Origin of the sequence: Limnohabitans sp. 63ED37-2 (assembly GCF_001412535.1) — a bacterium.
Taxonomy (GTDB): Bacteria; Pseudomonadota; Gammaproteobacteria; order Burkholderiales; family Burkholderiaceae_C; genus Limnohabitans_A.
Window position 1 is genome coordinate 149,610 of sequence record NZ_CP011774.1, and the last position, 25,830, is coordinate 175,439.

General features: G+C 57.1%; 32 protein-coding genes and 2 pseudogenes. 25 read left to right on the forward strand and 9 right to left on the reverse strand.

Annotation, left to right across the window (positions count from 1 at the left end):
• The 10 genes and pseudogenes from asnB (at position 1) to rfbC (ending at position 11,142) form a co-directional block, all read left to right on the forward strand.
• Entirely contained in the window at positions 1–1,977 is a 1,977-nt protein-coding gene (gene asnB, locus L63ED372_RS00635) for an asparagine synthase (glutamine-hydrolyzing) (protein WP_062401869.1), read from the forward strand.
• Positions 1,974–3,092, forward strand: coding sequence for a glycosyltransferase family 4 protein (locus L63ED372_RS00640; protein WP_062401872.1), 1,119 nt, complete (start codon positions 1,974–1,976; stop codon positions 3,090–3,092). The genes asnB and L63ED372_RS00640 overlap by 4 nt, the downstream gene beginning before the upstream one ends.
• Positions 3,089–3,688, forward strand: coding sequence for a sugar transferase (locus L63ED372_RS00645; RefSeq protein WP_062401875.1), 600 nt, complete (start codon positions 3,089–3,091; stop codon positions 3,686–3,688). The genes L63ED372_RS00640 and L63ED372_RS00645 overlap by 4 nt, the downstream gene beginning before the upstream one ends.
• Positions 3,675–4,649, forward strand: coding sequence for an ATP-grasp domain-containing protein (locus tag L63ED372_RS00650; protein WP_062401878.1), 975 nt, complete (start codon positions 3,675–3,677; stop codon positions 4,647–4,649). The genes L63ED372_RS00645 and L63ED372_RS00650 overlap by 14 nt, the downstream gene beginning before the upstream one ends.
• Positions 4,639–5,313 (forward strand): HAD family hydrolase, encoded by a 675-nt coding sequence (locus L63ED372_RS16090; protein ID WP_082431542.1) that lies wholly within the window; start codon positions 4,639–4,641, stop codon positions 5,311–5,313. Before L63ED372_RS00650 ends, L63ED372_RS16090 begins: the two co-directional genes overlap by 11 nt.
• 34 nt (positions 5,314–5,347) lie before the next feature.
• A complete protein-coding gene (locus L63ED372_RS00655) occupies positions 5,348–6,559 on the forward strand; it encodes a DegT/DnrJ/EryC1/StrS family aminotransferase (protein ID WP_062401881.1) in 1,212 nt (403 codons plus the stop codon).
• Positions 6,560–6,599: 40 nt separating this feature from the next.
• Positions 6,600–8,549 (forward strand): polysaccharide biosynthesis protein, encoded by a 1,950-nt coding sequence (locus tag L63ED372_RS00660; RefSeq protein WP_062401884.1) that lies wholly within the window; start codon positions 6,600–6,602, stop codon positions 8,547–8,549.
• A 37-nt stretch (positions 8,550–8,586) separates the two neighbouring features.
• Positions 8,587–9,699: pseudogene (gene rfbB / locus L63ED372_RS00665) on the forward strand (dTDP-glucose 4,6-dehydratase).
• Complete coding sequence (gene rfbA / locus L63ED372_RS00670) at positions 9,696–10,568, forward strand: glucose-1-phosphate thymidylyltransferase RfbA (protein ID WP_062401887.1); 873 nt, start codon at positions 9,696–9,698, stop codon at positions 10,566–10,568. The pseudogene rfbB and the gene rfbA overlap by 4 nt, the downstream one beginning before the upstream one ends.
• A gap of 22 nt (positions 10,569–10,590) precedes the next feature.
• Positions 10,591–11,142, forward strand: coding sequence for a dTDP-4-dehydrorhamnose 3,5-epimerase (gene rfbC / locus L63ED372_RS00675; protein ID WP_062401891.1), 552 nt, complete (start codon positions 10,591–10,593; stop codon positions 11,140–11,142).
• Positions 11,143–11,261: 119 nt separating this feature from the next.
• Here rfbC and L63ED372_RS16300 read toward each other — a convergent pair whose 3' ends face one another.
• Entirely contained in the window at positions 11,262–11,411 is a 150-nt protein-coding gene (locus L63ED372_RS16300) for a hypothetical protein (protein ID WP_156343519.1), read from the reverse strand.
• Positions 11,412–11,488: 77 nt separating this feature from the next.
• Here L63ED372_RS16300 and L63ED372_RS00680 point away from each other — a divergent pair.
• A pseudogene (locus L63ED372_RS00680) lies at positions 11,489–11,872 on the forward strand (transposase); the annotation flags it as partial.
• Positions 11,873–11,915: 43 nt separating this feature from the next.
• Here the strand turns inward: L63ED372_RS00680 and L63ED372_RS00685 are convergent.
• The 3 genes from L63ED372_RS00685 to L63ED372_RS00695 form a co-directional block, all read right to left on the reverse strand.
• Positions 11,916–12,422, reverse strand: coding sequence for a type II toxin-antitoxin system YhaV family toxin (locus tag L63ED372_RS00685; RefSeq protein ID WP_062401897.1), 507 nt, complete (start codon positions 12,420–12,422; stop codon positions 11,916–11,918).
• Entirely contained in the window at positions 12,419–12,748 is a 330-nt protein-coding gene (locus L63ED372_RS00690) for a type II toxin-antitoxin system PrlF family antitoxin (RefSeq protein ID WP_062407453.1), read from the reverse strand. Before L63ED372_RS00690 ends, L63ED372_RS00685 begins: the two co-directional genes overlap by 4 nt.
• 489 nt (positions 12,749–13,237) lie before the next feature.
• A complete protein-coding gene (locus L63ED372_RS00695) occupies positions 13,238–13,972 on the reverse strand; it encodes a tyrosine-type recombinase/integrase (RefSeq protein ID WP_062401899.1) in 735 nt (244 codons plus the stop codon).
• Between the two features lie 304 nt (positions 13,973–14,276).
• Between L63ED372_RS00695 and L63ED372_RS00700 the strand changes: the two genes are divergently transcribed.
• From L63ED372_RS00700 to L63ED372_RS00710, 4 genes are all read left to right on the forward strand, one after another.
• A complete protein-coding gene (locus L63ED372_RS00700) occupies positions 14,277–15,290 on the forward strand; it encodes a hypothetical protein (RefSeq protein ID WP_156343520.1) in 1,014 nt (337 codons plus the stop codon).
• Between the two features lie 705 nt (positions 15,291–15,995).
• Complete coding sequence (locus L63ED372_RS16665; RefSeq protein ID WP_442915122.1) at positions 15,996–16,127, forward strand: hypothetical protein; 132 nt, start codon at positions 15,996–15,998, stop codon at positions 16,125–16,127.
• Positions 16,128–16,250: 123 nt separating this feature from the next.
• Positions 16,251–16,574, forward strand: coding sequence for a hypothetical protein (locus L63ED372_RS00705; RefSeq protein WP_156343521.1), 324 nt, complete (start codon positions 16,251–16,253; stop codon positions 16,572–16,574).
• Positions 16,571–16,810 (forward strand): type II toxin-antitoxin system HicA family toxin, encoded by a 240-nt coding sequence (locus L63ED372_RS00710; protein WP_062401923.1) that lies wholly within the window; start codon positions 16,571–16,573, stop codon positions 16,808–16,810. Before L63ED372_RS00705 ends, L63ED372_RS00710 begins: the two co-directional genes overlap by 4 nt.
• Positions 16,811–16,837: 27 nt before the next feature.
• On the opposite strand, the gene rfaH is transcribed toward L63ED372_RS00710, so the two are convergent.
• Positions 16,838–17,335 (reverse strand): transcription/translation regulatory transformer protein RfaH, encoded by a 498-nt coding sequence (rfaH, locus tag L63ED372_RS00715; RefSeq protein ID WP_062401925.1) that lies wholly within the window; start codon positions 17,333–17,335, stop codon positions 16,838–16,840.
• On the opposite strand from rfaH, the gene L63ED372_RS00720 reads away from it, so the two are divergent.
• A complete protein-coding gene (locus L63ED372_RS00720) occupies positions 17,328–17,768 on the forward strand; it encodes a hypothetical protein (RefSeq protein ID WP_231624516.1) in 441 nt (146 codons plus the stop codon). The two genes, rfaH and L63ED372_RS00720, sit on opposite strands and share 8 nt — an antisense overlap.
• Before the next feature lie 436 nt (positions 17,769–18,204).
• On the opposite strand, the gene L63ED372_RS00725 is transcribed toward L63ED372_RS00720, so the two are convergent.
• The 3 genes from L63ED372_RS00725 to L63ED372_RS16105 form a co-directional block, all read right to left on the reverse strand.
• Positions 18,205–18,711: a type II toxin-antitoxin system YhaV family toxin gene (locus L63ED372_RS00725; RefSeq protein WP_062401928.1), complete on the reverse strand. Its 507-nt coding sequence runs from the start codon at positions 18,709–18,711 to the stop codon at positions 18,205–18,207.
• On the reverse strand, positions 18,708–19,037 hold the full coding sequence (locus L63ED372_RS00730) for a type II toxin-antitoxin system PrlF family antitoxin (protein ID WP_062407458.1): 330 nt from the start codon (positions 19,035–19,037) through the stop codon (positions 18,708–18,710). Before L63ED372_RS00730 ends, L63ED372_RS00725 begins: the two co-directional genes overlap by 4 nt.
• Positions 19,038–19,117: 80 nt before the next feature.
• Positions 19,118–19,273 (reverse strand): type II toxin-antitoxin system RelE/ParE family toxin, encoded by a 156-nt coding sequence (locus L63ED372_RS16105; RefSeq protein ID WP_082431746.1) that lies wholly within the window; start codon positions 19,271–19,273, stop codon positions 19,118–19,120.
• 71 nt (positions 19,274–19,344) lie between these two features.
• On the opposite strand from L63ED372_RS16105, the gene L63ED372_RS16550 reads away from it, so the two are divergent.
• Complete coding sequence (locus L63ED372_RS16550) at positions 19,345–19,800, forward strand: hypothetical protein (protein ID WP_231624517.1); 456 nt, start codon at positions 19,345–19,347, stop codon at positions 19,798–19,800.
• The gene (locus L63ED372_RS00735; protein WP_231624591.1) at positions 19,757–20,404 is read left to right on the forward strand and encodes a YdcF family protein; all 648 of its coding nucleotides are present in this window, start codon (positions 19,757–19,759) and stop codon (positions 20,402–20,404) included. Before L63ED372_RS16550 ends, L63ED372_RS00735 begins: the two co-directional genes overlap by 44 nt.
• A gap of 18 nt (positions 20,405–20,422) precedes the next feature.
• Here the strand turns inward: L63ED372_RS00735 and dprA are convergent, their stop codons facing one another.
• Entirely contained in the window at positions 20,423–21,604 is a 1,182-nt protein-coding gene (gene dprA / locus L63ED372_RS00740; protein WP_062407460.1) for a DNA-processing protein DprA, read from the reverse strand.
• 186 nt (positions 21,605–21,790) lie between these two features.
• Between dprA and L63ED372_RS00745 the strand changes: the two genes are divergently transcribed.
• The 7 genes from L63ED372_RS00745 (at position 21,791) to L63ED372_RS00775 (ending at position 25,830) form a co-directional block, all read left to right on the forward strand.
• Positions 21,791–22,147, forward strand: coding sequence for a type II toxin-antitoxin system RelE/ParE family toxin (locus L63ED372_RS00745; protein ID WP_062401934.1), 357 nt, complete (start codon positions 21,791–21,793; stop codon positions 22,145–22,147).
• Between the two features lies 1 nt (position 22,148).
• Positions 22,149–22,469 carry a helix-turn-helix domain-containing protein gene (locus L63ED372_RS00750; protein WP_062401937.1) on the forward strand — a complete coding sequence of 107 codons (321 nt, stop codon included), beginning with the start codon at positions 22,149–22,151 and terminating at the stop codon, positions 22,467–22,469.
• A 5-nt stretch (positions 22,470–22,474) separates the two neighbouring features.
• Positions 22,475–23,230: a glutamine amidotransferase-related protein gene (locus L63ED372_RS00755; protein ID WP_231624518.1), complete on the forward strand. Its 756-nt coding sequence runs from the start codon at positions 22,475–22,477 to the stop codon at positions 23,228–23,230.
• 61 nt (positions 23,231–23,291) lie between these two features.
• The gene (def, locus tag L63ED372_RS00760) at positions 23,292–23,798 is read left to right on the forward strand and encodes a peptide deformylase (RefSeq protein ID WP_062401943.1); all 507 of its coding nucleotides are present in this window, start codon (positions 23,292–23,294) and stop codon (positions 23,796–23,798) included.
• Positions 23,799–23,804: 6 nt separating this feature from the next.
• Positions 23,805–24,767: a methionyl-tRNA formyltransferase gene (fmt, locus tag L63ED372_RS00765; protein ID WP_062401945.1), complete on the forward strand. Its 963-nt coding sequence runs from the start codon at positions 23,805–23,807 to the stop codon at positions 24,765–24,767.
• Entirely contained in the window at positions 24,767–25,498 is a 732-nt protein-coding gene (locus L63ED372_RS00770; protein WP_062401947.1) for an AzlC family ABC transporter permease, read from the forward strand. Before fmt ends, L63ED372_RS00770 begins: the two co-directional genes overlap by 1 nt.
• The gene (locus tag L63ED372_RS00775; protein WP_062401950.1) at positions 25,495–25,830 is read left to right on the forward strand and encodes an AzlD domain-containing protein; all 336 of its coding nucleotides are present in this window, start codon (positions 25,495–25,497) and stop codon (positions 25,828–25,830) included. The genes L63ED372_RS00770 and L63ED372_RS00775 overlap by 4 nt, the downstream gene beginning before the upstream one ends.

A 25,830-nucleotide genomic window follows, 5' to 3' on the forward strand; every position in this document is an offset into this window, starting at 1 on the left:
ATGTGTGGATTGACTGGTTTTTGGGGCTCATCTGCGGATGGCCCAGTCATCCAATCGCAATTGCAGCGCATGACGCAACAAATTCAGCACCGTGGGCCTGACTCAGATGGCCATTGGGTGGACGCGAATGCCGGCATAGCGCTGGGCCACAGGCGTTTGGCCATTGTCGATTTATCGCCAGCTGGGGCGCAGCCCATGCAGGCGGTCAGTGGTCGCTGGGTGATGGCGTTCAACGGAGAGATTTACAACCACCTGCATCTGCGCGCCGAGTTGGAAAGGTCCTCACTGGCACCCGTTTGGCGAGGCCATTCAGACACAGAGACATTGCTGGCCGGGTTTGATGCTTGGGGCATTCGGGCCACCATCGAAAAATGCGTGGGTATGTTCGCCATGGCTGTGTGGTGCCGCCAAACGCATAGTCTGACTTTGGTGCGTGACCGCTTGGGCGAAAAGCCGCTTTATTACGGCTGGCAGGGGCAGGGCAGTCAGGCAGTATTCCTGTTCGGGTCAGAACTCAAGGCCTTGAGTGCGCACCCCGCATTTACGGCAGAGATAGATCGCCAAGCCTTGGGCAGTTACATGCAAAACATGGCGGTTGGAGGCACGCACAGTATTTATAAAGGCATTCACAAAGTGCCACCGGGCACCATCCTGACGGTGAGCAGCAACAAGCCCGATCCCGTAATGGAGCGCTACTGGTCTGTAGAGCAAGTCGCTGCGCAGGGCGTGGCCAACCGTTTTACTGGCTCTGCCGCTCAGGCCGTGGATGCACTGGAGGCTTTGTTAAAAGACGCCGTAGCACAGCAGATGATGGCGGATGTGCCCTTGGGGGCTTTTTTGTCGGGCGGGGTGGATTCGTCCACCATCGTTGCTCTGATGCAGGCGCAAAGTTCGCGGCCTGTCAAAACCTTCTCCATCGGTTTTCATGAGAAGGAATACAACGAAGCCGAGCACGCCAGTGTTGTAGCGGGCCATTTGGGCACGGACCACACCGACCTTTATGTCACGGCCCAGCAGGCCATGGATGTGATCCCACGTCTGCCCAGTTTGTATGACGAGCCCTTTGCAGATTCGTCGCAAATCCCCACCTTCCTGGTTAGCCAAATGACGGGCCAGCATGTCAAGGTGGCTTTGTCGGGCGATGCGGGCGACGAGTTGTTTGCGGGTTACAACCGTTATCAGCTAACGGCCAGTTTGTGGCCCAAACTGTCAAGCATGCCGCAGCCCATGCGCAAGTTGGCGGCATGGGGTTTAACGCGGTTTTCATCGAACACGCTCGACCGCTTTGCCAGCTATACGCCGCTCGCAAAGCGCTGGTCCGGTGTCGGGGACAAGCTGCACAAAGGCGCTGGCGTCATGGGCGCTGGGTCTATTGCTGATTTGTATCAGAGCATGGTGGCCATGGGGTGGTCGAAGCCAAGCGCTTTGGTGCGGGGCATGGACGGTGATGCCATTAGTTTGAACATGCCCGATTTGCCAGGCTTGCGAGATGTGGAACGCATGATGGCATTCGACTTGTTGAACTATTTGCCGGACGATATTTTGACCAAGGTGGACCGGGCTGCCATGGGCGTTAGCCTAGAGACGAGGGTGCCGTTCTTGGACCATCGGGTGGTTGAGTTTGCTTGGCGCTTACCCATGGACTACAAGATGCGCCGCGAAAACGGGCGGTCTGTCACCAAATGGGCTTTGCGCCAAGTGCTGTATCGGCATGTGCCGCAGGCGCTGATCGAGCGGCCCAAAGTGGGCTTTGGTGTGCCGATAGAGCATTGGCTGCGTGGCCCCTTGCGCGATTGGGCCGAAGACCTGCTGAGCGAAGCGCGCATTAACCGTGATGGTTTTCTAAACCCGAGGCCTGTGCGCCAACGCTGGAAAGAGCATTTAAGTGGCAAGCGCAATTGGCAGCATTCGATCTGGTGCGTGTTGATGTTTAATTTATGGCTGGATGAGCAAAAGCGTTCGGTGAGTGCCGCATGAGTATTCTGGTGATTGCGAGCTTGGCTGAGTCTTTGATCAACTTCAGAGGCCCCTTGCTGGCTGCTTTGCAAGCCAAAGGCATGCAAGTGCATGTGGCCGCCCCCAACCTGCCTGAGGACAGCGCCGTGCACCAGCAGTTGAAGGCGCTGGGTTATGTGGTGCACAACGTGCCCATGCGTCGCACGGGCACCAACCCGGTGGCCGATGCGTTCACCCTGTGGCAGCTTTGGCGGTTGATGCGCAGCATTCAGCCTAGCCATGTGTTGGGCTACACCATCAAGCCGGTCATTTATGGCAGTTTGGCCGCTTGGCTTGCGGGTGTGCCGCGCCGCTTTGCCTTGATAACGGGGCTTGGTTATGCATTTCAGGGGCAGGCCAAGGCGCTAGGGGGCTTGCGTGCGCTGGTGCAGCGACTCTATGGCTTGGCGCTGCGGCGGACGGACAAGGTATTTTTCCAAAACCCGGACGACCAGGCATTGTTCCGCAATTTGGGTTTGTTGCCACCGGGAACGCCGTCTTGCGTGGTTAACGGTTCGGGGGTGGATGTGGAGGCCTTTGCCGTGGCACCTGTGCCGCCCGTGCCGCATTTTTTGTTGATTGCCCGTTTGTTGGGCGACAAGGGTGTGCGCGAATACGCGCAGGCCGCGCAGCTCACCCGGGCGCTTTACCCGCAAGCGCGGTTTTCTTTGGTGGGCTGGCTCGATGAAAACCCCGACGCCATTGCCCAATCGGAGCTGGATGCTTGGGTGAAGGCGGGAACGCTTGACTTTATGGGCCGCTTGTCTGACGTGCGTCCAGCCATTGAGGCTTGCAGCGTGTATGTGTTGCCCAGCTACCGCGAGGGAACGCCCCGCACCGTGCTGGAAGCCATGGCGATGGGCCGCGCCGTCATCACCACCGACGCACCCGGCTGCCGCGAGACTGTGGTCGATGGCGACAACGGTTTTTTGGTGCAAGTCAAGTCGGTGGATGCCTTGGTGGAGGCCATGACCCGTTTCATCACCGACCCCACGTTGTCTACCCGAATGGGCCAGCGTGGGCGGCAGATAGCCGAAGAAAAGTATGACGTGCACAAGGTGAATGCAGTGATGTTGAAAGAGATGGGTCTGGCGTGAAGCGAGTGTTTGATTTGTTGGCTTCGGCCTTGGGCTTGTTGATCTTGTCCGTACCTTTGACCGTGCTTGCTTGGCAGGTGCGCCGCAAGCTGGGCAGTCCGGTGCTGTTCACCCAAGTGCGCCCGGGCTTGCATGGCAAGCCGTTTTGCATGGTCAAGTTCCGCACCATGACGGATGCACGCGACGCCAGCGGCGGTTTGCTGCCCGATGCGCAGCGGCTCACGCCCTTTGGCCGCTTTTTGCGTGCCAGCAGCTTGGACGAGCTGCCCGAGTTGTGGAATGTGTTGCGCGGTGAGATGAGCTTGGTGGGGCCGCGCCCATTGCTCATGGAGTATTTGCCGCTCTATTCGCCTGCACAGGCTCGCCGCCACGAGGTGCGCCCGGGCATCACGGGTTGGGCGCAGGTCAACGGCCGCAACGCCATCAGCTGGGCCGACAAGTTTGCGCTTGACGTTTGGTATGTGGATAACCGCAGCCTGTGGCTGGATGTGCGCATCTTGTGGCTGACGGTGCGCAAGGTGCTGGTTCGTGATGGCATCAGCGCCCCCGGCGATGCGACGATGCCCAAGTTTGAAGGTATCAATGAAAACAAATAAATTTAACGTGCTTTTGCTCTCGGCGGGCCGACGGGTGGAGTTGATCAAAGCGATTAAGCAGGAATTGCAGCTGCGGGGCTTGCAATCAATGATGTTTGCAACTGACTTGAAGCCCGAAATGTCTGCAGCTTGCCAGCTTGCCGACCAAGCCTTTGCGTTGTCACGTGTGACCGCCCCCGGTTATATGGATCAATTGTTGGCGCTCTGTTTGGAGCAGAAAGTTGGTCTGGTTATACCGACGATCGATACGGAATTGCTGAGCTTGGCAGAGCACAGGGAAAGATTTTCAGCAGAGGGTATTGACCTTGTAATCTCGGATGAGTCCCTGGTACGTGTGTGCCGTGACAAGCGGTTAACAGCTCAACTTTTCAATTCTGTTGGCATCGATGTGCCCAAGATTTTGGACCGACAGCTGCTCGCCTTCCCTTGTTTTGCCAAGCCGTACGACGGCAGTCGCAGTGTTGGTGCAGCCAAGCTTTGTCATGCCGCTGATCTTTCTGATGGTATGCGCGATGATCCTAAGATGATGTTCATGGAGTTCATCGATCAGAGTTTTGAGGAGTACACAGTTGATGCATATTACGATCGCAAGGGGATTTTGAAGTGTTTAGTTCCGCGCCATAGGCTGGAAGTGCGTGACGGTGAAGTCAACAAAGGGGTTACTCGCAAACACCACGTCTACGAATACCTCATTGACAAACTGGCAAAGATTAAGGGTGCGCGTGGTTGTTTGACTGTTCAGCTTTTCGCGCATCCACACGAAAAGCGCTACGCAGCTTTGGAAATCAACCCTCGTTTTGGCGGTGGTTATCCGCTTTCTTATTCTGCAGGTGCCAATTACCCTGGGTGGTTGATCGACGAATACTTGTTGCCGAAAGAGATTGATTTTTTTGACGGATGGACTTCGGATTTGATGATGCTGCGATATGACGCACATGTGTTGGTGAAAAATGCGCATTGACCTTGCGCGAACCGTTGTCGTCTTTGATTTGGATGACACCCTTTATCAAGAAGCTGATTATGTGAACTCTGGTGTCCGCTATGTTTGTAGGCAGATCAACTCTTTGTACGGTATCGATTGCTACGAAGCCATTCAAGCTCAACGCTTGCAGGACACAAAGCTTGACTGGCTGACTTTGGCATGTGAGTTGGCTCACTTAAATCCTTCGGTTAAAGAATCGCTTTTGTGGATGTACAGGTTGCACTTGCCTGATATAAAGCTGTCCGAAAATTGTTCTGTATCTTTAGAGAAAATCAAATCAACAGCATTAGCCGTTGCCGTTTTGACTGATGGGCGGACTGTTACGCAAAAGTTTAAATTGGCATCTCTTGGTTTAAGCCATTACCCAGTTTACGTTTCTGAGGACTACGGCAGTGCAAAGCCAGCCCCTGATCGCTTTCTAGCCATTCAAAAAGACTTTCCCGCAGAAAAATACGTATACATAGCAGACAACGTTCTAAAAGATTTTATAGGATGCAATTCTTTGGGTTGGCTTGGTATTGGGATGCGTGGGAACGATTGCAACATTTATTCACAGTCAACTCTGGGTTTGCCGGAATCAGCGTTACCCACTTATTGGGTCAATAATTGGGACGAGTTAACAAAACTGTTGCTTAATTCATGAAGGATGGCTTGGTCATCCGTAATTCGGACTAAAAATGCTTAACACCCCTTTTTCCCATTGGCCCAGTTTCACCCCCGAAGAGGCCGACGCGGTGCACCGCGTGGTGATGTCCAACAAAGTGAACTATTGGACGGGCACCGAGACCCGCGAGTTTGAAAAAGAGTTTGCCGCTTGGTGTGGCACGGCGCATGCTGTGGCGCTGGCCAATGGCACGCTGGCGCTCGATGTAGCGCTGAAGGCTTTGGGTGTGGGGCTGGGCGATGAGGTGGTGGTCACGCCGCGCACGTTCATTGCGTCAATTTCGTGTGTGGTGAATGCGGGCGCGGTGCCTGTGTTTGCCGATGTGGAGGCCGACAGCGGCAATGTGTCAGCCCGCACGATTGCGGCGGTGTTGTCGCCCCGGACCAAGGCGGTGGTGTGTGTGCATTTGGCGGGTTGGCCGTGCGACATGGACCCGATCATGGCGCTGGCGGCTGAGCATGGCCTGAAGGTGATTGAGGATTGCGCCCAGGCGCATGGGGCGCGTTACAAGGGACGGCCTGTGGGGAGCATTGGGCATGTGGGGGCCTGGAGTTTTTGCCAGGACAAGATCATGACCACGGGCGGCGAGGGCGGCATGGTGACGACGAATGACGAGGCGCTGTGGCGGGCGATGTGGTCGTTCAAGGACCATGGCAAGAGTTACGAGGCGGTGTACGAGCGCCAGCACGCGCCGGGGTTCCGGTGGTTGCACGAGAGTTTTGGCACCAATTGGCGCATGCTGGAGATGCAGGCGGTGCTGGGGCGCATTCAGCTGCGGCGCATGAAGGATTGGTCTGCGGCGCGTGCGCGCAATGCGCAGGCGATTTGGGCGGCTTGTGCTGGGTTTGCGGCTTTGCGGGTGCCGCAGGTGCGGTGCGCTTCATGCTCGGGTGGTTGTGCAGCCGCTGGCGTGGCTTGCGAGCATGCCCATTACAAGTGTTATGCCTACGTGCAACCCGAGCGCTTGGCCCCGGGTTGGACGCGAGACCGGATCATCGAGGCTATCAACGCAGAGGGGGTGCCCTGCTACCAAGGCTCTTGTTCAGAGGTGTATTTGGAAAAGGCTTTTGACGGCACGGGTTGGCGTCCCGCCCAGCCCCTGCCTGTAGCCCGTGCGCTGGGCGAGACGTCCATCATGTTTTTGGTGCACCCAACGCTAACTCAGGCGGAGGTGGACAAGACGTGTGAGGTGTTGCGGCGGGTGATGGGTCAGGCGAATGCCTGATTCAATGTCCTAATCCTGTGCCAATTATAAAACTTATAGCATGCAATTAAAAAAGCTCTCTGAACATTTGCTGGCCTTGCCGCGCCCGGCCAAGCGGGCTTTGGCGCTTGGTTTTGACACGGTGTTGTGCGTGGTGTCGGTTTGGATAGCGTTCAATTTGCGTTTCGGTTTTTGGGTGGGCTGGACGCCTGCGCACAGCACGTTGTTGATGTTGTGCCTGTCCACGGCACTGCCGTTGTTCACGGTCCTAGGCTTTTACAGGGCGATTTTCAGGTACGCGGGTTTACCAGCGCTCATGACGGTGCTCAAGGCGGCGGCTATTTTGGGTGTGTTCTTTGTGTTGGTGTTCTCGGTGGTGTCCGTGCCGGGGGTGCCGCGTGCCATTGGTGTGCTGTTGCCTTTGGTGCTGATGGTGTTGGTGATGCTGTCGCGCTTGCTTGTGCGGTATTGGTTGGGTGGCATGTACCAGAGTGCTGCTTTGCGCTTGTCGTTGCCCAAGGTCTTGATTTATGGTGCGGGCTCGTCCGGCCGGCAGTTGGCAGCAGCCCTTAAAACCAGCCCCGAGGTGGTGGTGGCGGGTTATTTGGACGACGATGAGCGCCTTCATGGTCATGTGCTGGATGGCCATAAGATTTTTGACCCCGAGATGCTGGTGGCCGTTGCTAAAAAGCTGCGTATTACGCAGGTGTATTTGGCCATTCCGTCGGTCACGCGGGAGCGGCGCAACGAAGTTTTGGAGCTAGTGAAGGCGGCGCATGTGCAGGTGCGCACCTTGCCGGGTTTGCTGGATTTAGCCGAGGGTAGGGTGCAGGTGTCTGACCTGAAAGAGTTGGACATCGAAGACTTGCTGGGCCGAGACCCGGTGCCTCCCAATCCGCTGATGTTGGCCAAGAACATCACAGGCAAGGTGGTGTTGGTGACTGGGGCGGGGGGGTCGATTGGTTCGGAGTTGTGCCGCCAGATTGTGCGGGCGCAGCCAGCCACTTTGTTGCTGGTTGAGCTGACCGAGTTTGCCTTGTACGCCATCGAGCTTGAGTTGCAAGGCTTTGTTCAGGACAAATCGCCTGTTGATGTGCGGCTTGTGCCTTTGCTGGCGAATGTGCGCGATGCGGCGCGGATGGACGAAATTTTGCGCACCTGGCGGCCGGACACGGTTTACCACGCGGCTGCTTACAAGCATGTGCCGCTGGTGGAGCACAACCCGGCCGAGGGCATCAAGAACAATGTGTTAGGCACTTTGACCACGGCCCGCTTGGCAGCAGAACATGGAGTGCGCGATTTTGTGTTGATCAGCACCGACAAAGCGGTACGCCCGACCAATGTGATGGGGGCGAGCAAGCGATTGGCCGAGATGGTGTTGCAGGCGCTCGCCAGTGTGGGGAGAGGTAGCACCGGGGCGTCGGGGTTGACAACCTTCTCGATGGTGCGTTTTGGCAATGTGCTGGGGTCTTCAGGCTCGGTGGTGCCGCTGTTTCGCCAGCAAATCAAGGACGGTGGGCCGATCACGCTGACGGACGAGCGCATTACCCGCTATTTCATGACCATTCCCGAGGCGGCGCAGCTGGTGATTCAGGCTGGGGCGATGGCCAACGGGGGGGATGTGTTTGTGTTGGACATGGGCGAGCCGGTGAAGATCATCGATTTGGCCAAGCGCATGTTAGAGCTGTCGGGCTTGGCCCTGAAGGACGAGGCCAACCCGAATGGCGATATCGCAATTGCCGTAACAGGCCTTCGGCCCGGTGAAAAGCTTTACGAAGAGCTGCTGATTGGCGACAACCCGTTGACCACCAGCCACTCGCGCATCATGAAAGCCCACGAAGAGTTTTTGCCCTTGCCCGAGCTGGAGTCCCAGCTGGCCGCGCTGACGCTAGCATTGGACGCGAACAACGTGCCTTTGATCAGGCAGCACCTCAAAGCCCTGGTGCCGGGCTATCAACCCGATGGTGAAGTGGTCGATTGGGTCTGGCTAGAAAACCCCAAAGCCGCTTAAATTGGGGTCAGATCCGAGTTAAATTTTTTTAGTAAAAATGACGATTATTGTTACAGGCGGCGCAGGTTTTATTGGCGCCAACTTCGTGCTCGACTGGCTGGCCGCCAGCAACGAGCCCATCATCAACCTCGACAAGCTGACTTACGCGGGCAACCCTGAGACGCTGGCCAGCCTGCAAGGCGACGCACGGCACCAGCTGGTGTAAGGCGACATCGGCGACAGTGCCCTGGTCAGCCGCCTGCTGGCCGAGCACCGCCCGCGTGCCGTGGTCAACTTCGCCGCCGAAAGCCATGTGGACCGTTCCATCCACGGCCCGGGCGAGTTCATCCAGACCAACATCGTGGGCACCTTCAACCTGCTCGAAGCGGTACGGGGTTATTGGAGCGGCCTGCCTCAAGAGGGGCTGGATCCTCGGGTCAAGCCCGAGGATGACCAACACTCCACGCAGTCATCTTTCCGCTTTTTGCATGTATCAACCGACGAGGTGTACGGCTCTTTGGCCAAGGGCGATCCGGCATTCACCGAAACCCACCGCTACGAACCCAACAGCCCCTACAGCGCAAGCAAGGCCGCCAGCGACCACCTGGTCCGCGCCTGGCACCACACCTATGGCCTGCCGGTACTCACCACCAACTGCAGCAACAACTACGGGCCCTACCACTTCCCTGAAAAACTCATCCCGCTCATGATCGTCAACGCCTTGGCGGGCAAGCCCCTGCCCGTTTATGGCGACGGCATGCAAATCCGCGATTGGCTCTACGTCAAAGACCACTGCAGTGCGATCCGCCGTGTGCTCGAAGCCGGGCGCTTGGGCGAGGTCTACAACGTGGGCGGCTGGAACGAAAAACCCAACATCGAGATCGTGCAGACCATTTGCAAGTTGCTCGACGAGATGCGCCCCAAAGCCGATGGCGGCACCTATGCCAGCCAGATCACCTACGTGACCGACCGCCCCGGGCACGACCGCCGCTACGCCATCGACGCCCGCAAACTCGAAGCCGAGCTGGGCTGGAAGCCTGCCGAAACGTTTGAGACCGGTATCCGCAAAACCGTCGAGTGGTACCTGGCCAACCCCGAGTGGGTACAGCATGTGCAAAGCGGCGCTTACCGCGAGTGGGTTTCAAAACAATACGAAGGGTGTGCGGTATGACCGCTCGTAAAGGGATTATTTTGGCGGGTGGCTCGGGCACCCGGCTGTACCCAGTTACACAAGCCGTCAGCAAGCAGCTGATGCCGGTCTACGACAAGCCCATGGTCTATTACCCGCTGACCACGCTGATGTTGGCGGGCATTCGGGATGTGTTGTTGATCAGCACGCCACAAGACACGCCGCGGTTCACCGAGCTGCTGGGCGACGGCAGCCAGTGGGGCATGAACATCCAGTATGCGGTACAGCCCAGCCCCGATGGCTTGGCGCAGGCTTTCATCATCGGCAAGAATTTTGTGGGCAACGACCCGAGTGCGCTGGTGTTGGGGGACAACATTTATTATGGGCACGACATGGTCAAGTTGTTGGCCAGTGCGAATGTGCGTGATGCCGGGGCCAGTGTGTTTGCCTACCATGTGCACGACCCGGAGCGCTATGGCGTGGTGGAGTTCGATGGCGCATTCAAGGCGCTGAGCATCAAAGAAAAGCCCAAGCAAACCAAAAGTAACTATGCGGTGACGGGCTTGTATTTTTATGACCAGCAGGTGTGTGACATTGCGGCCGACATCATGCCGTCGCATCGCGGCGAGCTGGAGATCACCGATGTGAACAAGCGCTATTTGGAGCTGGGGCAGCTGAACGTGGAGATCATGGGCCGGGGCTACGCCTGGCTGGATACGGGCACACACGATAGCTTGCTGGAGGCAGCGGGCTTCATCTCTACCCTGCAGAAGCGCCAGGGTCTGATGGTGGCCTGCCCCGAAGAGATTGCATTCGCCCAGAAGTGGATCAGCGCTGCCGATGTGCAAAAACTCGCGCAGCCTTTGGCAAAAAATGGCTACGGCCAATACCTGCTGAACCTGATCAAATAATCGGGTCAGATCTCAATTAACTATGCCGTACACCGTTACAAAAACAGCAATTCCCGATGTGTTAATCCTCGAGCCGAAAGTGTTTGGCGATGCGAGGGGTTTCTTTTATGAATCGTTCAATGCCAAAGATTTTGCAAAGTCCACGGTATTGGATGTGAGCTTTGTGCAGGACAACCACAGCAAGTCGGCCAAGGGTGTATTGCGGGGTTTGCATTACCAAATTCAGCACGCGCAGGGCAAGCTGGTGCGGGTGGTGCAGGGTGAGGTGTTTGATGTGGCGGTGGATTTGCGCCGCGCATCGCCCACCTTTGGGCAGTCGGTGGGTGTGCACCTGAGCGCGGATAACCACCGCCAGCTGTGGGTGCCCCCCGGCTTTGCGCATGGCTTTGTGGTGCTGAGCGACAGCGCCGAGTTTTTGTACAAAACCACCGACTATTGGTATCCAGAGCACGAACGCAGTTTGCTGTGGAACGACCCTGACATCGGCATCGACTGGCCAATGGATGGACAACCCCTGTTGGCACCCAAGGACGCTGCTGGCAAGCTGCTGGTAGATGCCGAATGCTTTGATTAAAGGGGTCAGATCCCGATTAGATCAGGTGTTCAAGGAGCTCTCGGGCTCCTTGGTCCTTTATGGGTGGTGTCAAAGTAGCAGACAACTATCTTTAAAGAGTCGCACCTGCAAAATTCATTTCAAGTCAGCGCCCAGCGCTGATCTGAGTTTTGCAGTCGGTTGAGGCCGATGATTTCAGCCAATTTCGCAAACAAGCCCGTCAAACCGCTCGCTTGCAACAGGCACAACAAAAGGCCCAGGCCTTTTTTGACGATCAAAGCCAATGGCATCGAGCTCAAGCAGACCTACGCCAAAGAAGGCCAACGGCTGGGCTACAAGGCTGGGCGTCAAGCCCGAGGTGGTGTACGCCGACCTAGGCTACCGGGGTGTGGACAAGGACAACCCAGACATCGAGATCAAACACCGTGGCAAGGACAAGCGGCTGACAGATGAAGAACGCAGGCTGCTCAAAAGACGCCAAGCGATCGAGCCGATCATCGGGCACCTCAAAGCTGATCACCGTATGGACCGCTGCCACCTCAAAGGATCAGAGGGCGATGCACTGCACGCGGTGCTGTGCGCGGCGGGCTACAACATCCGCTGGCTGCTGCGGATGATCGTGAAGAAAGGCCTGGGCCTTTTGTTGCGCCTGTTGCAAGCGAGCGGATTGGCGGGCTTGTTTACAAAATTGGCCGAAATCTTTGGCCGCAATCGAGTGCAAAACTCAGATCAGCGCTGGGTGCTGGCTTGAAATGAATTTTGCAGGGGTAACCAAATAGTCGTGATGAATGACCTTATACGCCGAGAGTGCTGAATGCGCGCTGCAGCCGGTGCCCTTCAAGTTCGGCTTGGCTCCGCAGCTGATTCCAATCGTCAGGCGGATGGCCGCTCTCGAGCATTTTGCGAAAGACGCGGTAGGCATAATCGCTGCTTTCGTAGGCACGCTTGGTGTCGTCATCGTTGACCCAGGCGTAGACGATCATCTTGGCCGAAGCGTGGTACCGAAAAAACAGCCGGTACTGCTGAAAAAATTTGGCTCGAAACCAGTGTTTCCGATCATCGCCGAGCGTACCGCCCTGTCGATATTCAGCGCGGCTGGGGTCCTGAGGGATGACATCAAAGGCCGGGCGGGCAATGGCGGCCAGTCGCTTGGTGGCGTTTTTCTTGACGTAGCCCGTCGGGTCCTTTTTCTTGAGTGCCTCGACTTGTTCCACCAGGGCTTCGACCTGCGTCATGAACAGCGGGTGCGCAAACACCGTCCAACCGTGGATAGCCACAGGAGAGTGCTTGGCGGCCCTCATTCATCGTCTGCCGACAAGGGCGCATCCAGATCCACTTCCACCTCACCGACCAGCGACTGAACGCGTTGGACAAAAGGGCTGCTCACCGAGTGCAGTCGCTCAGGATGGGTGGCGATGTCGTGGGCCAGGAAGCCCAGGAACTGGCCCAGCACCGGATCGTCGGCCTCGGCATCACTGACGCGTGTCAGCACCACTTCGCCACTGGGACGGATGACGTACTGGATCTTGTCGCGCTTAAGCAGGCGCAGAGCACGCCGAACCGTTTCCGGCACGGTGGTCTGGTAACGGTCGGTCAGCGTGGATTCGGCTTCAAGGGTGGCGGGCATGGCGTGCTCCTGTGCGAGGTGTCTGATGCGGTCATGGTAATGCATTTGCATTGTCTGTGATATGTCACGCGCCAGATCCAAGGGGCTTGCGGCGCGGACTGTGATGCCGAAGTTTTTTGCGCGAAGTGCCTAGAAATGAGGCATGGGAGCGTTGCGTACGGTTGAGGGTTTCACGGGTTTGCCGGGAAAGTCACGGGGGTTTACGGCGGAATATCGGCAAACCCCTCGCAGCAATCAGGAGCCGTGAGAGTGTTGTTTGAACCGTGGTGTTGAGGCACCACCCTATGCAAAAGTCCCGACTCTTATCAATCAATGAGGGATGAATGTGGCAGGCCTAACACGCTCAACATATCGCATGACGGTATCGGTTTTGGCCCATCCACCTTTGACCATGATCTGGGGCAGGCTGGCGCCTTGAATCCGTAAATCTTGGGCACCACCTACCCGCATAGAATTCCCACTGATGCCATGAACGATCCGTTCACTCAATTAGGCGCGTTTGGCCAAGCTCTTATAAATTCGTGACAGGCGGCTGTCGCAGAGACTGGGGGTAATTTTTCCATTGGAACGGATGCCCCGAAGAATGAAGCCATCCTTGATCTGAGCAGTCTCGAGCCAGTTCACCACAGCTTTGGTGGCTTCGGTAGACAGATGGACCCATTTGCCACAGCCTTGCTGATCGGTCTTCCTTTTTCGCAGCAAGATGGAGACGCCCTCATCTGAGAGCCACTCCATTTCTTCAACGCGCAGCGACACCACTTCCGAACGACGGCACATGGAGTCGTAGGCCAATAAAAGCAATGCCCGGTTGCGCAGTCCGTGCAAATCCTGTCCACACACTGCCAGCAGCTTGTCCAGAATGGTTTTCGTCACAGGAAAGGCCTGATCAAATCGTGTGCCCAACTGTCTGGAGACCTTGCGCATCGTGATCTTGACTTCAGGGTGCTTGGTCGGATCCTCGAGATATGACAGGCGGTGGATGGCGCTGATGGAGGAGATTTTTCTGCGGATGATGGCGGTCTTGATGTTTAGTGATGTGCACTGCAGCAAGAAGCTGGCGATCGTAGACGGCATGGCGGGCAGAGCCTGGTTTCCGGTGGCCTCGCAATATGCGATGAACTCCAGCATGTCGGCGCGGTAGGCACGAAGCGAGTTCGGGGCGTAGGCGCCGTCCAGATGCTTCAGTAATGCAGACAAATTTTCAGTGGGAGTAAGATATTCCATAAAACAATTTAAGTGATATTAAAAATATCATAAGCAATATCAAAAATGATTTCAAGTGCTCAAATTCGTGCGGCACGAGCTTTCTTGCGCTGGAGTGCGGCAGAGCTGGCTGATGTATCCGGAGTTGGCGTTGCAACGATTCGGCGCCTAGAACTGGTGGATGGTGTGCCTTCAAGCAACGCACGCACGTTAGATGCCCTGCAAAAAGCCCTGGAAGGCGCAGGAGTCGAATTCATCGGCACACCAGACAATGGTCCAGGAGTCCGGTTACACCAGCCTGGACAAATCTGATCAAGGTTGACGCATGAGCACCAGCCCTAAAGCCAAGTCGAGTTCCGGTGCTGTTCGGATCAAGGGATCTGGGCAATCAACGGGCCCTAAATCTGCCCTGGGTAAGGCCAGGTCTTCTCAAAATGCAGTCAGCCATGGCTTGACAAGCAACCGTGTGATGCCCGATGAGGTCCGCATGGTTGAGGATTTCACCCAAGAGCTTACGCAGTACTACAAGCCTGAGTCTCCTCTGGAGGTCTTGCAAATCCAGCGAATCGCGTTTTGCAGAGCCAAGTTGGCCAAACTCATTGACATGGAAGTGGCTGGGCGAGAGCTTGCACGCAAGCAGATCGATCTGCAGCCCGAACTGGTCATGCAAAGGCTCACCCAATTTCCAGAAAAACTCAGAAGCTTGGCCCTTTCGTCGATCAAGGGTGAATCGGTGTTATTCAAATTGGGACTGGATGAGGCCAAGCTCCATGCAATCGCTCAGGAAATCAAAGATTTCGCGGGAAGTTTGGACGATGGGTCAGACCTGAGCTCGAATTTTCCGAGGCTGTGTGCGTACCTCTCAGGAATCCAGCCTGTGCCAGATCAGATTGATGACATGGATCCAGATCAAGCGCTGATGATTTTTGCGCAAAGAATCCGCAATCTATCCATCAATCAGGAGTCAGTGGCTCATGCCAAAACGTCTAAGGGTTCCAGCGAGACTAAAGTCGACGAAGTGATGGGTCAAGTGAACAGATCGATACAAATTGAAAAAATGGCCACCCGCAAAACCTTGAGGCCCAAAATGCCTGGTGTGGCGGGGTACCACCAAGCCGTTGAGCCGGACTTGCAAGAAATCATCAAACTGGCATCTGTTTTGAGCGGGGTGCCCAAGGTAGTGCAAAGTTTTCAGGAAATGAAGTGCTGGATGCTTCGTGCTGCTGATTTGCAAGCCGAGGAAACCGATCGGATGATGAAGTACCAGACGATGCTCGAGAGGCGATTGTCCAGTGCGATTGGAGAGTTGCTGGAATTGCGGAAATACCAAATAAATTAATAAAATAATTAATTTAGACTACATTCAATCCGCCTCAGAAAATCCATTTTTCCAAAACGAACTGTCATTGGTATTCAGACATGAGGCCCATTGGATGGCCCAAGGCAAGCCTCACCTCGTTCGATTGCGAAGCAATTGAATGAGGCAAAGACAACGAGGCTGCACGCCCCAATGACTAATGGGTAGGGGGTGGAGGTTAAAGGGGGGGCTTCGCCTGCTAAATCCAGACATCGATACGGTCCACTATGCAGGAGCGCGGCTGCAGTCCGCCCACGAAATCCTCGGCATCGACTTACGCACCCTGCAGCGCTGGAAGGCCATCCGGGCACGTGAGCACATAGATCAACGATGGGTGCTGGCTTGAAATGAGTTTTGCAGGGGCGACGTTTTAGACCTGTATGGTTATAATTCATCGGTATCTGATCATCTGAAGCCACTGCACTGGGTTGGGTACTCAAAGAAGGATCTCCTGGCCATGCCAAGCGACGTCTTCGACTTATTCGGCTTTGCCTTGCATCTGGCTCAGTCAGGCAAAATCATGAACACGCCAAGCCGCTTAAGGGTTTTGGTGGTGTCATTGTTTTGGAAGTGGTTGAATACCACATGGGCGACACATACTGAGCCGTCTACACGGTCAAGATCGCCGGGAGTGTGTATGTTATGCATTGCTTCCGGAAGAAGTCCACTAAAGGCCTCAAAATCGCCATGAGCGTGAACGACGTGCCGGTGATCCGAGGCCAGCTGCAAGAGCTGGTGTCCGGCTACCAACCCAGCGGCGAAGTGGTCGACTGGGTGCACATGGCCCAAGAACGCGAAGCGCTGGCGCTGGGCCAATGATGATTGAACTTCAGTTGACCTTGCGGAGGCTGCCCGCTTGCACCGACAGCTTTTAATTGGGGTCAGATCCCTATTTTTCTTATGGGTAGTATGCTCAAAAGCTTTTGAGGGGGATAATTTCTCATGCTTAAAAAAATCCACCCATCGGACTTGATCCTCAGGTGTTTTGCCCTTCGACGTGATGGCTACTGGGTTGCCATGTGCATTGACTTGGATTTGGTGGTTCAGGCTGACAGCGCACGTGATGTAAAACGTTTGCTTCATGAGCAAATTGTCAGCTATGTGGGCGAGGCTTATGGCGAAGACGAGAGATTTGCCGTGCAGCTGTTGGGGCGGCGAGCTCCCCTGCGCTACTTTGCGATGTATTACGTCATTAAGTGGTTCAATCGTGCTCGCCGTTATTTCAGCTACGAAACCGCCATGCCGCTGCCTTTTGCGCACGCATGAGCCGGTGGAAAAGACCTCTCAAAGCTGCAGAGGTCAGAAAGATCCTGAGGGCCTTGGGCTTTGACCCCAAACCACTCAAAGCAACCAGCCGCGAGCAATGGACCAAGCGCGATGGAAACCATTTCTACAAGGTGACCCTTAGCGCGCACAATGAACCTTTTGATGATTTCATAGTCAAAAGCATGGCACGTCAAGCAGGCGTTACTGTTCGCGAGTTTTATGACGCTCTGAATTGATTCGAACTGCTCATCAACGAGGTAAATTCAATTGAATTTGCGGATGCTGGCAGGCAACACGGTCATTTTGACCTGCTTGCTCAGGATGTTGAGCAGCACAATTACCCGGCCTTCGGCGTCGGGCATTTGGTAAATAGCCTCTACCCCAATAAACGGGCCGTCGGTCACCACGACCTGCTCGCCGGGCTCAAAGTGGCGCAACACCACTTCTGAGGACTCGGACTGGGCCCGTAATTCCCCAACCAGTTCATCGTCGATCTTGGCGGGGACTTGGCCAAAACTGACCAGCCGACTCACCCCGGTGGTGGAGCGAATAGGTGCCCAGCTTTGTGATTCAAGCCCTGTGCCCAGGCGGATGAACAGGTAGCGGGGAAAGAGTGGTTCTTGCACCACTTGCAAAGCGCCACGGCGCAATTTTTCTGCCCGTATCAGCGGCAGAAAACACTCAAAACCTTGTCTTTCTAGATGGTCCAGAGCCATGTGCTCTTGGCGGATTTTGGTGTGGATCAGATACCAGTTGCTCATCTTGGTGTCTCATTGTTATAAATTTAAGTTGAATTGTACTGTTGTGCACTGTCCGGGTGCTGACGCCAAGGTGAAACTGGTGGGGTGGTTTGAAATGGTTGTTTGGCGAGTGGGTTGGTATGTGGCCATGCTGGGCGTGACCGTTTTGGCACTGTTACCTGTAGAGCATATGCAGCAGCCAATATTCAATTGGTGGGATAAAGCGCAACATGCTTTGGCTTTTGTTTTCTTGACAGTCTGGGCTTTGTTTTTGTGGCCTAGCCGCTCCTTCGGCGTGGTCATGATGATGCTGGCTTTTGGGGCGGGCATTGAGGCAGCGCAGTGGGCCGTCGGTTGGCGCTTTGCAGAGTGGGCCGATTTTGCCGCTGATGCCCTGGGCGTGTTGGGCGCGTGGGGACTGTGGAAAATAGTCCACCTTCGTGGATCGAATTAATTGGGGTCAGATCCCAATTGTTTTGGATGTTCAAGGAGCCTGCGGGCTCCTTGAACTTTTCTGGGGCTTGGTTTGTTCAAGACAGCGGACAACGATTGATCCGGCCCGATGAAGGATGAATGACCTGTTTTGTTGATCCGTCTTTGTCATCCCGGGCGAAGACCCGGGATCCAGCGTTGAGCATTGCCATTTGCGAAGACCTGTTGTGCAGTCTGGATCCCGGCTCAAGGCCGGGATGACAAAGAAAAATCGAATTCCAATGCGCAAATAAAAAACAAACTCCAACGTGCAAAGAAAAATCGAACTCCAATGCGCAAAGAAAAAAATAAACTCCAACGTGCAAGGAAAAAACAAACTTAAATGTGCAAGGAAAAAAATCAAACTTCACGGCCATGGAAGCCAAGCGGAATTTGCCAAATAGTCGTGGTGAATGACCTTATTCGCCGAGAGTGCTGAATGCGCGCTGCAGCCGGTGCCCTTCAAGTTCGGCTTGGCTCTGCAGCTGATTCCAATCGTCAGGCGGGTGGCCGCTCTCGAGCATTTTGCGAAAGACGCGGTAGACATCATCGCTGCTCTCGTAAGCTCGCTTGGTGTCGTCATCATTGACCCAGGCGTAGACGATCATCTTGGCCGCAGCGTGGTAGCGAAAAAACAGCCGGTATTGCTGAAAAAACTTGGCGCGAAACCAGTGTTTACGGTCATCGCCCAGCGTGCCGCCCTGTCGGTATTCAGCACGGGTGGGGTCCTGAGGGATGGCATCAAAGGCCAGGTGCGCAATGGCAGCCAGTCGCTTAGCGGCGTTCTTCTTGACGTAGCCCGTCGGGTCTTTTTTCTTGAGCGCCTCGACTTGCTCCACCAGTGCTTCGACTTGCGACATGAACAGCGGGTGCGCAAACACCGTCCAGCCGTGGATGGCCAGTGGGGCAGGCTTGGTGGCATTCATTCATCGTCTGCCGACAAGGGCGCATCCAGATCCACATTCACCTCACCGACCAGCGACTGAACGCGCTGGACAAAAGTGCTGCTCACCGATTGCAGGCGCTCAGGATGTGTGGCGATGTCGTGCGCCAGGAAGCCTAGGAACTGGCCCAGCACCGGGTCTTCGACCTCGGCATCACTGGCGCGTGTCAACACCACTTCGCCACTGGGGCGGATGACGTACTGGATCTTGTCGCGCTTACGCAGACGCAGCGCACGGCGAACCGTTTCCGGCACGGTGGTCTGGTAACGGTCGGTCAGCGTTGATTCGGCTTCAAGGGTGGCGGGCATGGCGTGCTCCTGTGCGAGGTGTCTCGTGCGGCCATGGTAATGCATTTGCCTTGTCTGTGTCAATGCGATTGCATTGTCTGTCACATGTCACGAGCCAGATCGCCGACTTTGGTTTCACCGGTTTCCGGCTGGCCGACAATGGTTCGAACTGCCTCGTCAAGCGCAGCTTTTTGCGATTCGGCACGGTGAAGTTTGGATTTTGTCTTTGCACGTTGGAGTTTGATTTTTCTTTGCACATTGGAGTTTGTTTTTTCTTTGTCATCCCGGCCTTGAGCCGGGATACACAGTGCACAACAGGTCTTCGCAAATGGCAATGCTCAACGCTGGATCCCGGGTCTTCGCCCGGGATGACAAAGATGGATCAACAAAACAGGTCATTATCCGAGCTTCACTCGAGCGTTCAGGCACACCTATTGAAGGAAAAATTGGGGTCAGATCCCAATTGTTTCGAAAAATTGAAAAATTGGGGTCAGATCCCAATTGTTTCGAAAAATTGAAAAATTGGGGTCAGATCCCAATTGTTTCGAAAAATTGGGGTCAGATCCCAATTGTTTCAAAAGAGCCATCTGGCTCTTTTGTTTTTTGTGCCCCCCTAAAATTCCCGAATGTTTGTTCTCTCCAAATTGATGTCCGCCATCACCCAGCCCATGTTTTGGCTGGCGCTGTGGTGGGCGTTGGCTTTGCTGATGCTGCAGCGCTGGCGCAGGTTGGCAGCGGTCATGTTGTGGAGTGGCTTGGTGGTGTTGGGGCTGTTGGGTTTTGAGGCTGGGCCGCATGCGCTGTTGCGGCACTTGGAGAACCGCTACCCCGTGCCGACGGCAGAGGCGGTGGGGCGCCATGTGGGGGTGATTGTTTTGGGTGGCGCCACCGAGCACTCTGATATTTACCAGGCGCATGGCCAGGTGCCGCTGGGTCAGGCGGCCGAGCGCATGTCGGTGCCGGTGGGGTTGATGCGCCAACACCCAAATTTGCAGTTGGTGTTTTCTGGGGGCGAGGGGCGGCTGCTCGCCACGGGCGTGAGCGAGGCCGAGTTGGCCAAGGCGTTTTACCAGCAGCAGGGCGTCGACATGAGCCGGGTGGTGCTGGAGGGGGGCTCGCGCACCACGCGCGAAAACGCCATTCAAGTGGCGGCGCTGCTGGGCGAACGCTGCAAGCAGCCTTGGCTTTTGGTGACGTCTGCCTGGCACATGCCCCGCTCAGTCCCGGAGTTTGAGGCGGTGGGTTGCCAGGTCACGCCTTATCCGGTGGACTTCAGAACAGGCGCGGCCACGGCCTGGACCGAGTATTCCCTGGCCCGCAGCCTGTTGCTGTGGCAAACAGCTTTGCATGAATGGCTGGGCTTGTGGGTGTATGGGGTGACGCGGTGAGCTGAGATCTCCGCCCCCTCAAGCCGACCCCAATCGCTGAAACAACCCACCGGGCAAGCGCCCGACCTGGCCCATCAATTCCAGCTCCAGCAGCTGCGCCTGCAGTTGCGCGGTGGGCCAACCGCAGCGTGCTTGCAGCGCATCCAGCCCCACGGGGTCGTGGCCCAAGGCACGCAGCAGCGCCCGTTCGGGGTCTTGGCTTGTCGGCGCATCTTCTTGTGTTGGCGCTTGCAGGTCCAGTGCCTGTTGCGCGTCGGGCGCGGGCAGACGCAGCTCTTCCAGCACGTCTTGCGCCGATTCCACCAGTTTGGCGCCTTGTTTGATGAGCGCGTGGCAGCCTTTGGCTTGAGTGGAGTGGATCGACCCAGGGATGGCCATGACGTCGCGGCCTTGCTCCAGGGCTTGTTTGGCGGTGATGAGCGAGCCCGATTGCAGGGCCGCTTCCACCACCAGCGTGGCCTGTGACAAGCCCGAGATGAGGCGGTTGCGGCGCGGGAAGTTGGGCGCCAGCGGCGGTGTGCCCAGCGGGTATTCGCTCAGAATCAAGCCGTGTTGTGCAATGCGGTGTGCGAGGTCTCGGTGCTGGCGCGGGTAGACCCGGTCGAGCCCCGTGCCCACCACGGCGATGGTGGCAAGTGGGCCCGAGGCGCCAACTTGAAATCCACTTTGGAGCGAACCTTGAAGTGCCCCTTCGTGCGCCGCGCCGTCCACCCCCAGCGCCAAGCCCGAGACCACGGTCAGCCCACTGGCGGCCAGGCTGCAGGCAAAGGCTCGGGCGTTTTCGGCCCCTTGGGGTGTGGGGTTGCGGCTGCCCACCATGGCCAGCGCGTGCTGCGTTTGCAGTGTGGCCAGCTGTGTGGTCTGGCCCAGGGCATACAGCATCAAGGGCGGGTCGGGTATGTCCAGCAATGGGGCAGGGTAGTCCGCGTCGCCCAGGGTGATCACGCAGCGGCTCGGTCCCTTGGCGGCCTGCAGCCAGTCGAGCGTGTCTTGTGTGAGTTCGGCGCAACCATCGGGCATGAGCTGCAGCGCCTGGGCCTGTTTGGTGCTGACCACTTGGCACAAAGCGGTTTCGGTTTGTCCAAAAATGGCTTGCGGTTCGCCAAATGCGGCCAGCAGACGCCGAGTGCTTTCAGGCCCCACGCCGGGCGTGAGCACCAGGCGCAACCACGCGCCCAGTTCCTCGGGGGTGTTGACCATCTTGTCTCCCTGTGCAGCCTGTGGGGCTGTCGAATACTTGTTGTGCCCAGCATTGTGGTTCAAAGCTTGGTTGGCGCCAAGCTGTAAATACCGTAAGGGTTAGTTGTTGGGAACAGATCAAAATTTTTGGGGCATCGCGAGAGCCTGTGGGTTGGTGGATTAGACCTATTTGGATATGATTTCAGCATGTCTGATCTGCTGAAGCCACTGCACTGGGTGGGTTCCTCGAAAAAGGATCTCCTTGCCATGCCCTGTGACGTCGTCGACGTTTTCGGCTTTGCGTTGCATTTGGCGCAGTCAGGCAAGAAGCATGATCAGACTAAGCCTCTGAAGGGTTTTGGTGGAGCCAGTGTTTTGGAGGTGGTTGAAGACCACATGGGCGATACCTTCCGTGCCGTCTATACGGTCAAGATCGCAGAGAGGGTCTACGTTTTGCATTGTTTCCAAAAGAAGTCCAATAAAGGCATTGAGACACCAAAGCAAGACATGGATTTGATTCGAGAACGTTTGAAGGCAGCGCAAGCGCATGCCAAAGGAGCCTGAAATGATCGAAATTGAAAAAGGATCTACCAATGTCTACGAAGACCTTGGTTTGCCAGATGCTGCCGAGATGCAGGTTAAGGCGACCTTGGCCGCCAAGATCGGCGAAATCATTAAGCATCGTCATCTGACCCAAATTCAAGCTGCTGAGATCCTGGGCATGCCGCAGCCCAAACTCTCTGGCATGTTGCGCGGTCAGTTTCGGGGTATCAGTGAGGCGAAGATGCTGGAGTGCATGAATCGGCTAGGCCGGGATGTTCAAATTGTGGTGCGTAAGCCATCTCGTTCGCGGACAACAGGGCGGACAAGCGTGGTATTTGCATAGCCCTAATGCCCACTTTTACCCCAGACCCCACCGCGCACATGCACCTGTGCATCCTTGAAAACGATGACCTGGACCCGCCCCTGAGCCAGCGTTACACGCGGGTCGCGGCGATGTTTGAACACTTGTTTGCGCAAACGGGTTACCAAGGCCGCATCGATACTTTCAGCGCCCGACATGGCCAATACCCGGCCAGTTTTGAGACCTACGACGCGGTGCTGCTGACCGGCAGCCGAGCTGATTCTTTTTCTGACGAACCCTGGGTGGTGGCCTTGCGTGAGCAGGTGACGCGTTTGCTGCAGGGCCAGCACAAGTTGTTGGGGGTGTGTTTTGGCCACCAACTGATCGCGCATTGTTTGGGGGCGCCCGTGCAGAGGGCGCCGCAGGGGTGGCGCGTTGGGCGACAGGCCTACGAATGGCTGGGCGATGCAGAACACTTGGGCCTCGCGCCCGGAGTGCCTGCCCGCATGGCCTTGCTGGCCAGCCACCAGGACCAGGTGCTGGCCTTGCCCCCGGGTGCCACTTTGCTGGCCACGCAGGCCGATTGCCCGGTGGCCGCTTACGCGCTGGGTGACCAGGTGTTTTGCATTCAGCCGCACCCGGAGTTCACGCCCGAGATGTCGGCCTTTTTGTTGGACAAGCGCCGCGCTCTGCTGGGAGAGCCGCTGTATGAGCGCAGCATGGGCAGTTTGAGTGAGCCCCACGACGGCCTGGCGCTGGCGCGTTTCATGATCCGTTTTGTGCAATACGGTCTCTCAGCATGAGCCCTGGCGTCCCCGGGCCGAAATGACCGAAAATACCTGGATCCAATTTGAGTTTTGAGCCATGGCCCTGCGAACCATCCTTTGTTACCCCGACCCACGCCTGCACAAGGTGGCCCAGCCTGTGCAAGCGGTGGATGCCCGCGTCCACACGCTGATCGACGACATGATCGAGACCATGTACGAAGCGGGTGGCATTGGCTTGGCGGCCACACAGATCGATGTGCACGAGCGCCTGGTGGTGATCGACACCTCGGAGGAGCGCAACCAGCCGATGGTGCTGATCAACCCCGAGATCACCTGGATGAACGAGGAGCGCGTCAAGGGCGAAGAGGGTTGCCTGTCGGTGCCCGGCATTTACGACGGCGTGGAACGCGCCACCCAAGTGAAAGTCACGGCCATCGACCGCGATGGCCAAAGCCGCACGATCGAGGCCGAGGGCATGCTGGCCATTTGCATCCAGCACGAGATGGACCATCTGGTGGGCAAAGTGTTTGTGGAATACCTCTCGCCGCTCAAGCAAGGCCGCATCAAGACCAAGATGGTCAAAGCCCAAAAAGCCGGGCGCTGATCCGGCATGCGTTTGATTTTTGCGGGCACGCCCGAATTTGCCCAGACGGCGCTGGCCGCCTTGCACGCAGCGGGCCACGAGATCGTGCTGGTGCTCTCCCAACCCGACCGCCCTGCGGGCCGCGGCATGAAGCTGCAGGCCTCACCCGTCAAGCAATGGGCCCTTGCGCACCAGGTGCCTGTGGCCCAGCCGCGCAGCTTGCGACTGGATGGCAAATACCCCGAAGACGCTGCTGCCGCCCGAGACACCCTGTTGGCTGCGAAAGCCGATGCCATGATCGTGGCCGCCTACGGTTTGATCTTGCCGCAATGGGTGCTGGACTTGCCGCCCAAGGGGTGCCTGAATATCCACGCTTCTTTGTTGCCGCGCTGGCGCGGCGCCGCGCCCATCCACCGCGCCATCGAGGCGGGCGACACGCAAACCGGCATCACCATCATGCAGATGGATGCGGGCTTGGACACGGGCGACATGCTGCTGGTCTTGCCCTGCGCCATCGCGCCCAACGACACCACCGCCGTGCTGCACGACCGCCTGGCCGATTTGGGGGGTGAGACCATCGTGCAGGCGCTGGCCAGCTTGGACAGTTTGCCGCACCAACCCCAGCCCGAAGAAGGTGTGAACTACGCGCACAAAATCGACAAAGCCGAAGCCGCACTCGACTGGGCGCTGTCCGCCGAGGTGTTGGCGCGGCGCATTCGGGCGTTTGACCCGTTCCCGGGCATGACCGTGCCGCTGACCACCGAGGCGGGCAGCGAAACCCTCAAGATTTGGCAAGCCGTGGCCGAGCCTTTGGCCAGCCCCGCCGAGCCGGGCACCGTGCTCAGCGCCGATGCCTCAGGCGTGCGTGTGGCCTGCGGTGCAGGGCTGCTGTGCCTGACCCAACTGCAGCGACCCGGTGGCAAGCGACTGAGCGCGGCCGATTTTCTGCGCGGCTGCCCCTTGCAGCCCGGTCAGCGTTTGGTGGCCTGATGTTTTTCCGGCCGACGCTTTATCGCCGCGCCGAGTTCTGGCAAGGCTTTCGCGACCTGGCCCCGCAAGCGCCCGGCGTGGCGGCGTGGGGACTGATGACCGGTGTGGCCATGGTCAAGTCGGGCATGAGCGTGTTCGAGGCCGTGGCCATGACCATGCTCGTGTTCGCGGGCAGCTCGCAATTGGCGTCCATTCCGCTGTTGGTGGCCGGGGCACCCGCTTGGGTGATTTTGGCGACCGGTTTTTGCGTGAACTTGCGCTTTGTGGTGTTCAGTCTGCACCTGCGGCCGTATTTGATGCACCTGCCGCGCTGGCAACGCATGTGCCACGGCTACTTCACCGCCGACATCAGCTATGTGCTCTTCACCCGCCGCTATCCCGCGCCGGGTGTCAGCGATGCCGAGCGCACTGGGCAAGAGGCTTATCTGGCGGGCAACTATTTTCTGAATTGGGGCAGCTGGATTGTGGCCAGTTTGTTGGGCGTTGGGCTGGCCAATTTGATCCCGCCGGAGTGGGGCTTGGGCTTTGCGGGCATTTTGTGTTTGCTGGGCATTCAGTGCTCGCTGGCCAGCTCGCGCATGCGCATGCTGTCTGCTGCCGTGGCGGGTGTGGCCGCCGTGGTGGCTTACAGCCTGCCACTCAAACTCAACATCGTCGTGGCGATTGCGGTGGCCGTGATCTTGTGCCTGACGGTTGAAAAAATCCGGCCTGCGCCCAAGGCGGCCGCATGAACGGCACCGATCTGTGGACGCTGGCCGTCATCGTGGGCTTGGCCGTGGTCACGGTGGTGGCCCGCAGTTTCTTTTTCATCTCCAGCCAGTCTTGGCAGCTGCCCGACTGGGCCCAGCGCGGCTTGCAGTACGCGCCCATTGCCGCTTTGTCGGCGGTGGTCATCCCCGAAATCATCACCGTGCAGGGTGAGTTGGTCAGCACTTGGCAAGACGCGCGTTTGTACGCGGCCGTGGTGGGCGTGGCCGCTTACTTTTGGCGGCGCGATGTGCTGATCACCATCCTGGCGGGCATGGCGGTTTATTTGCCCTTGCGCTTGGGGCTGGGCTGGTAA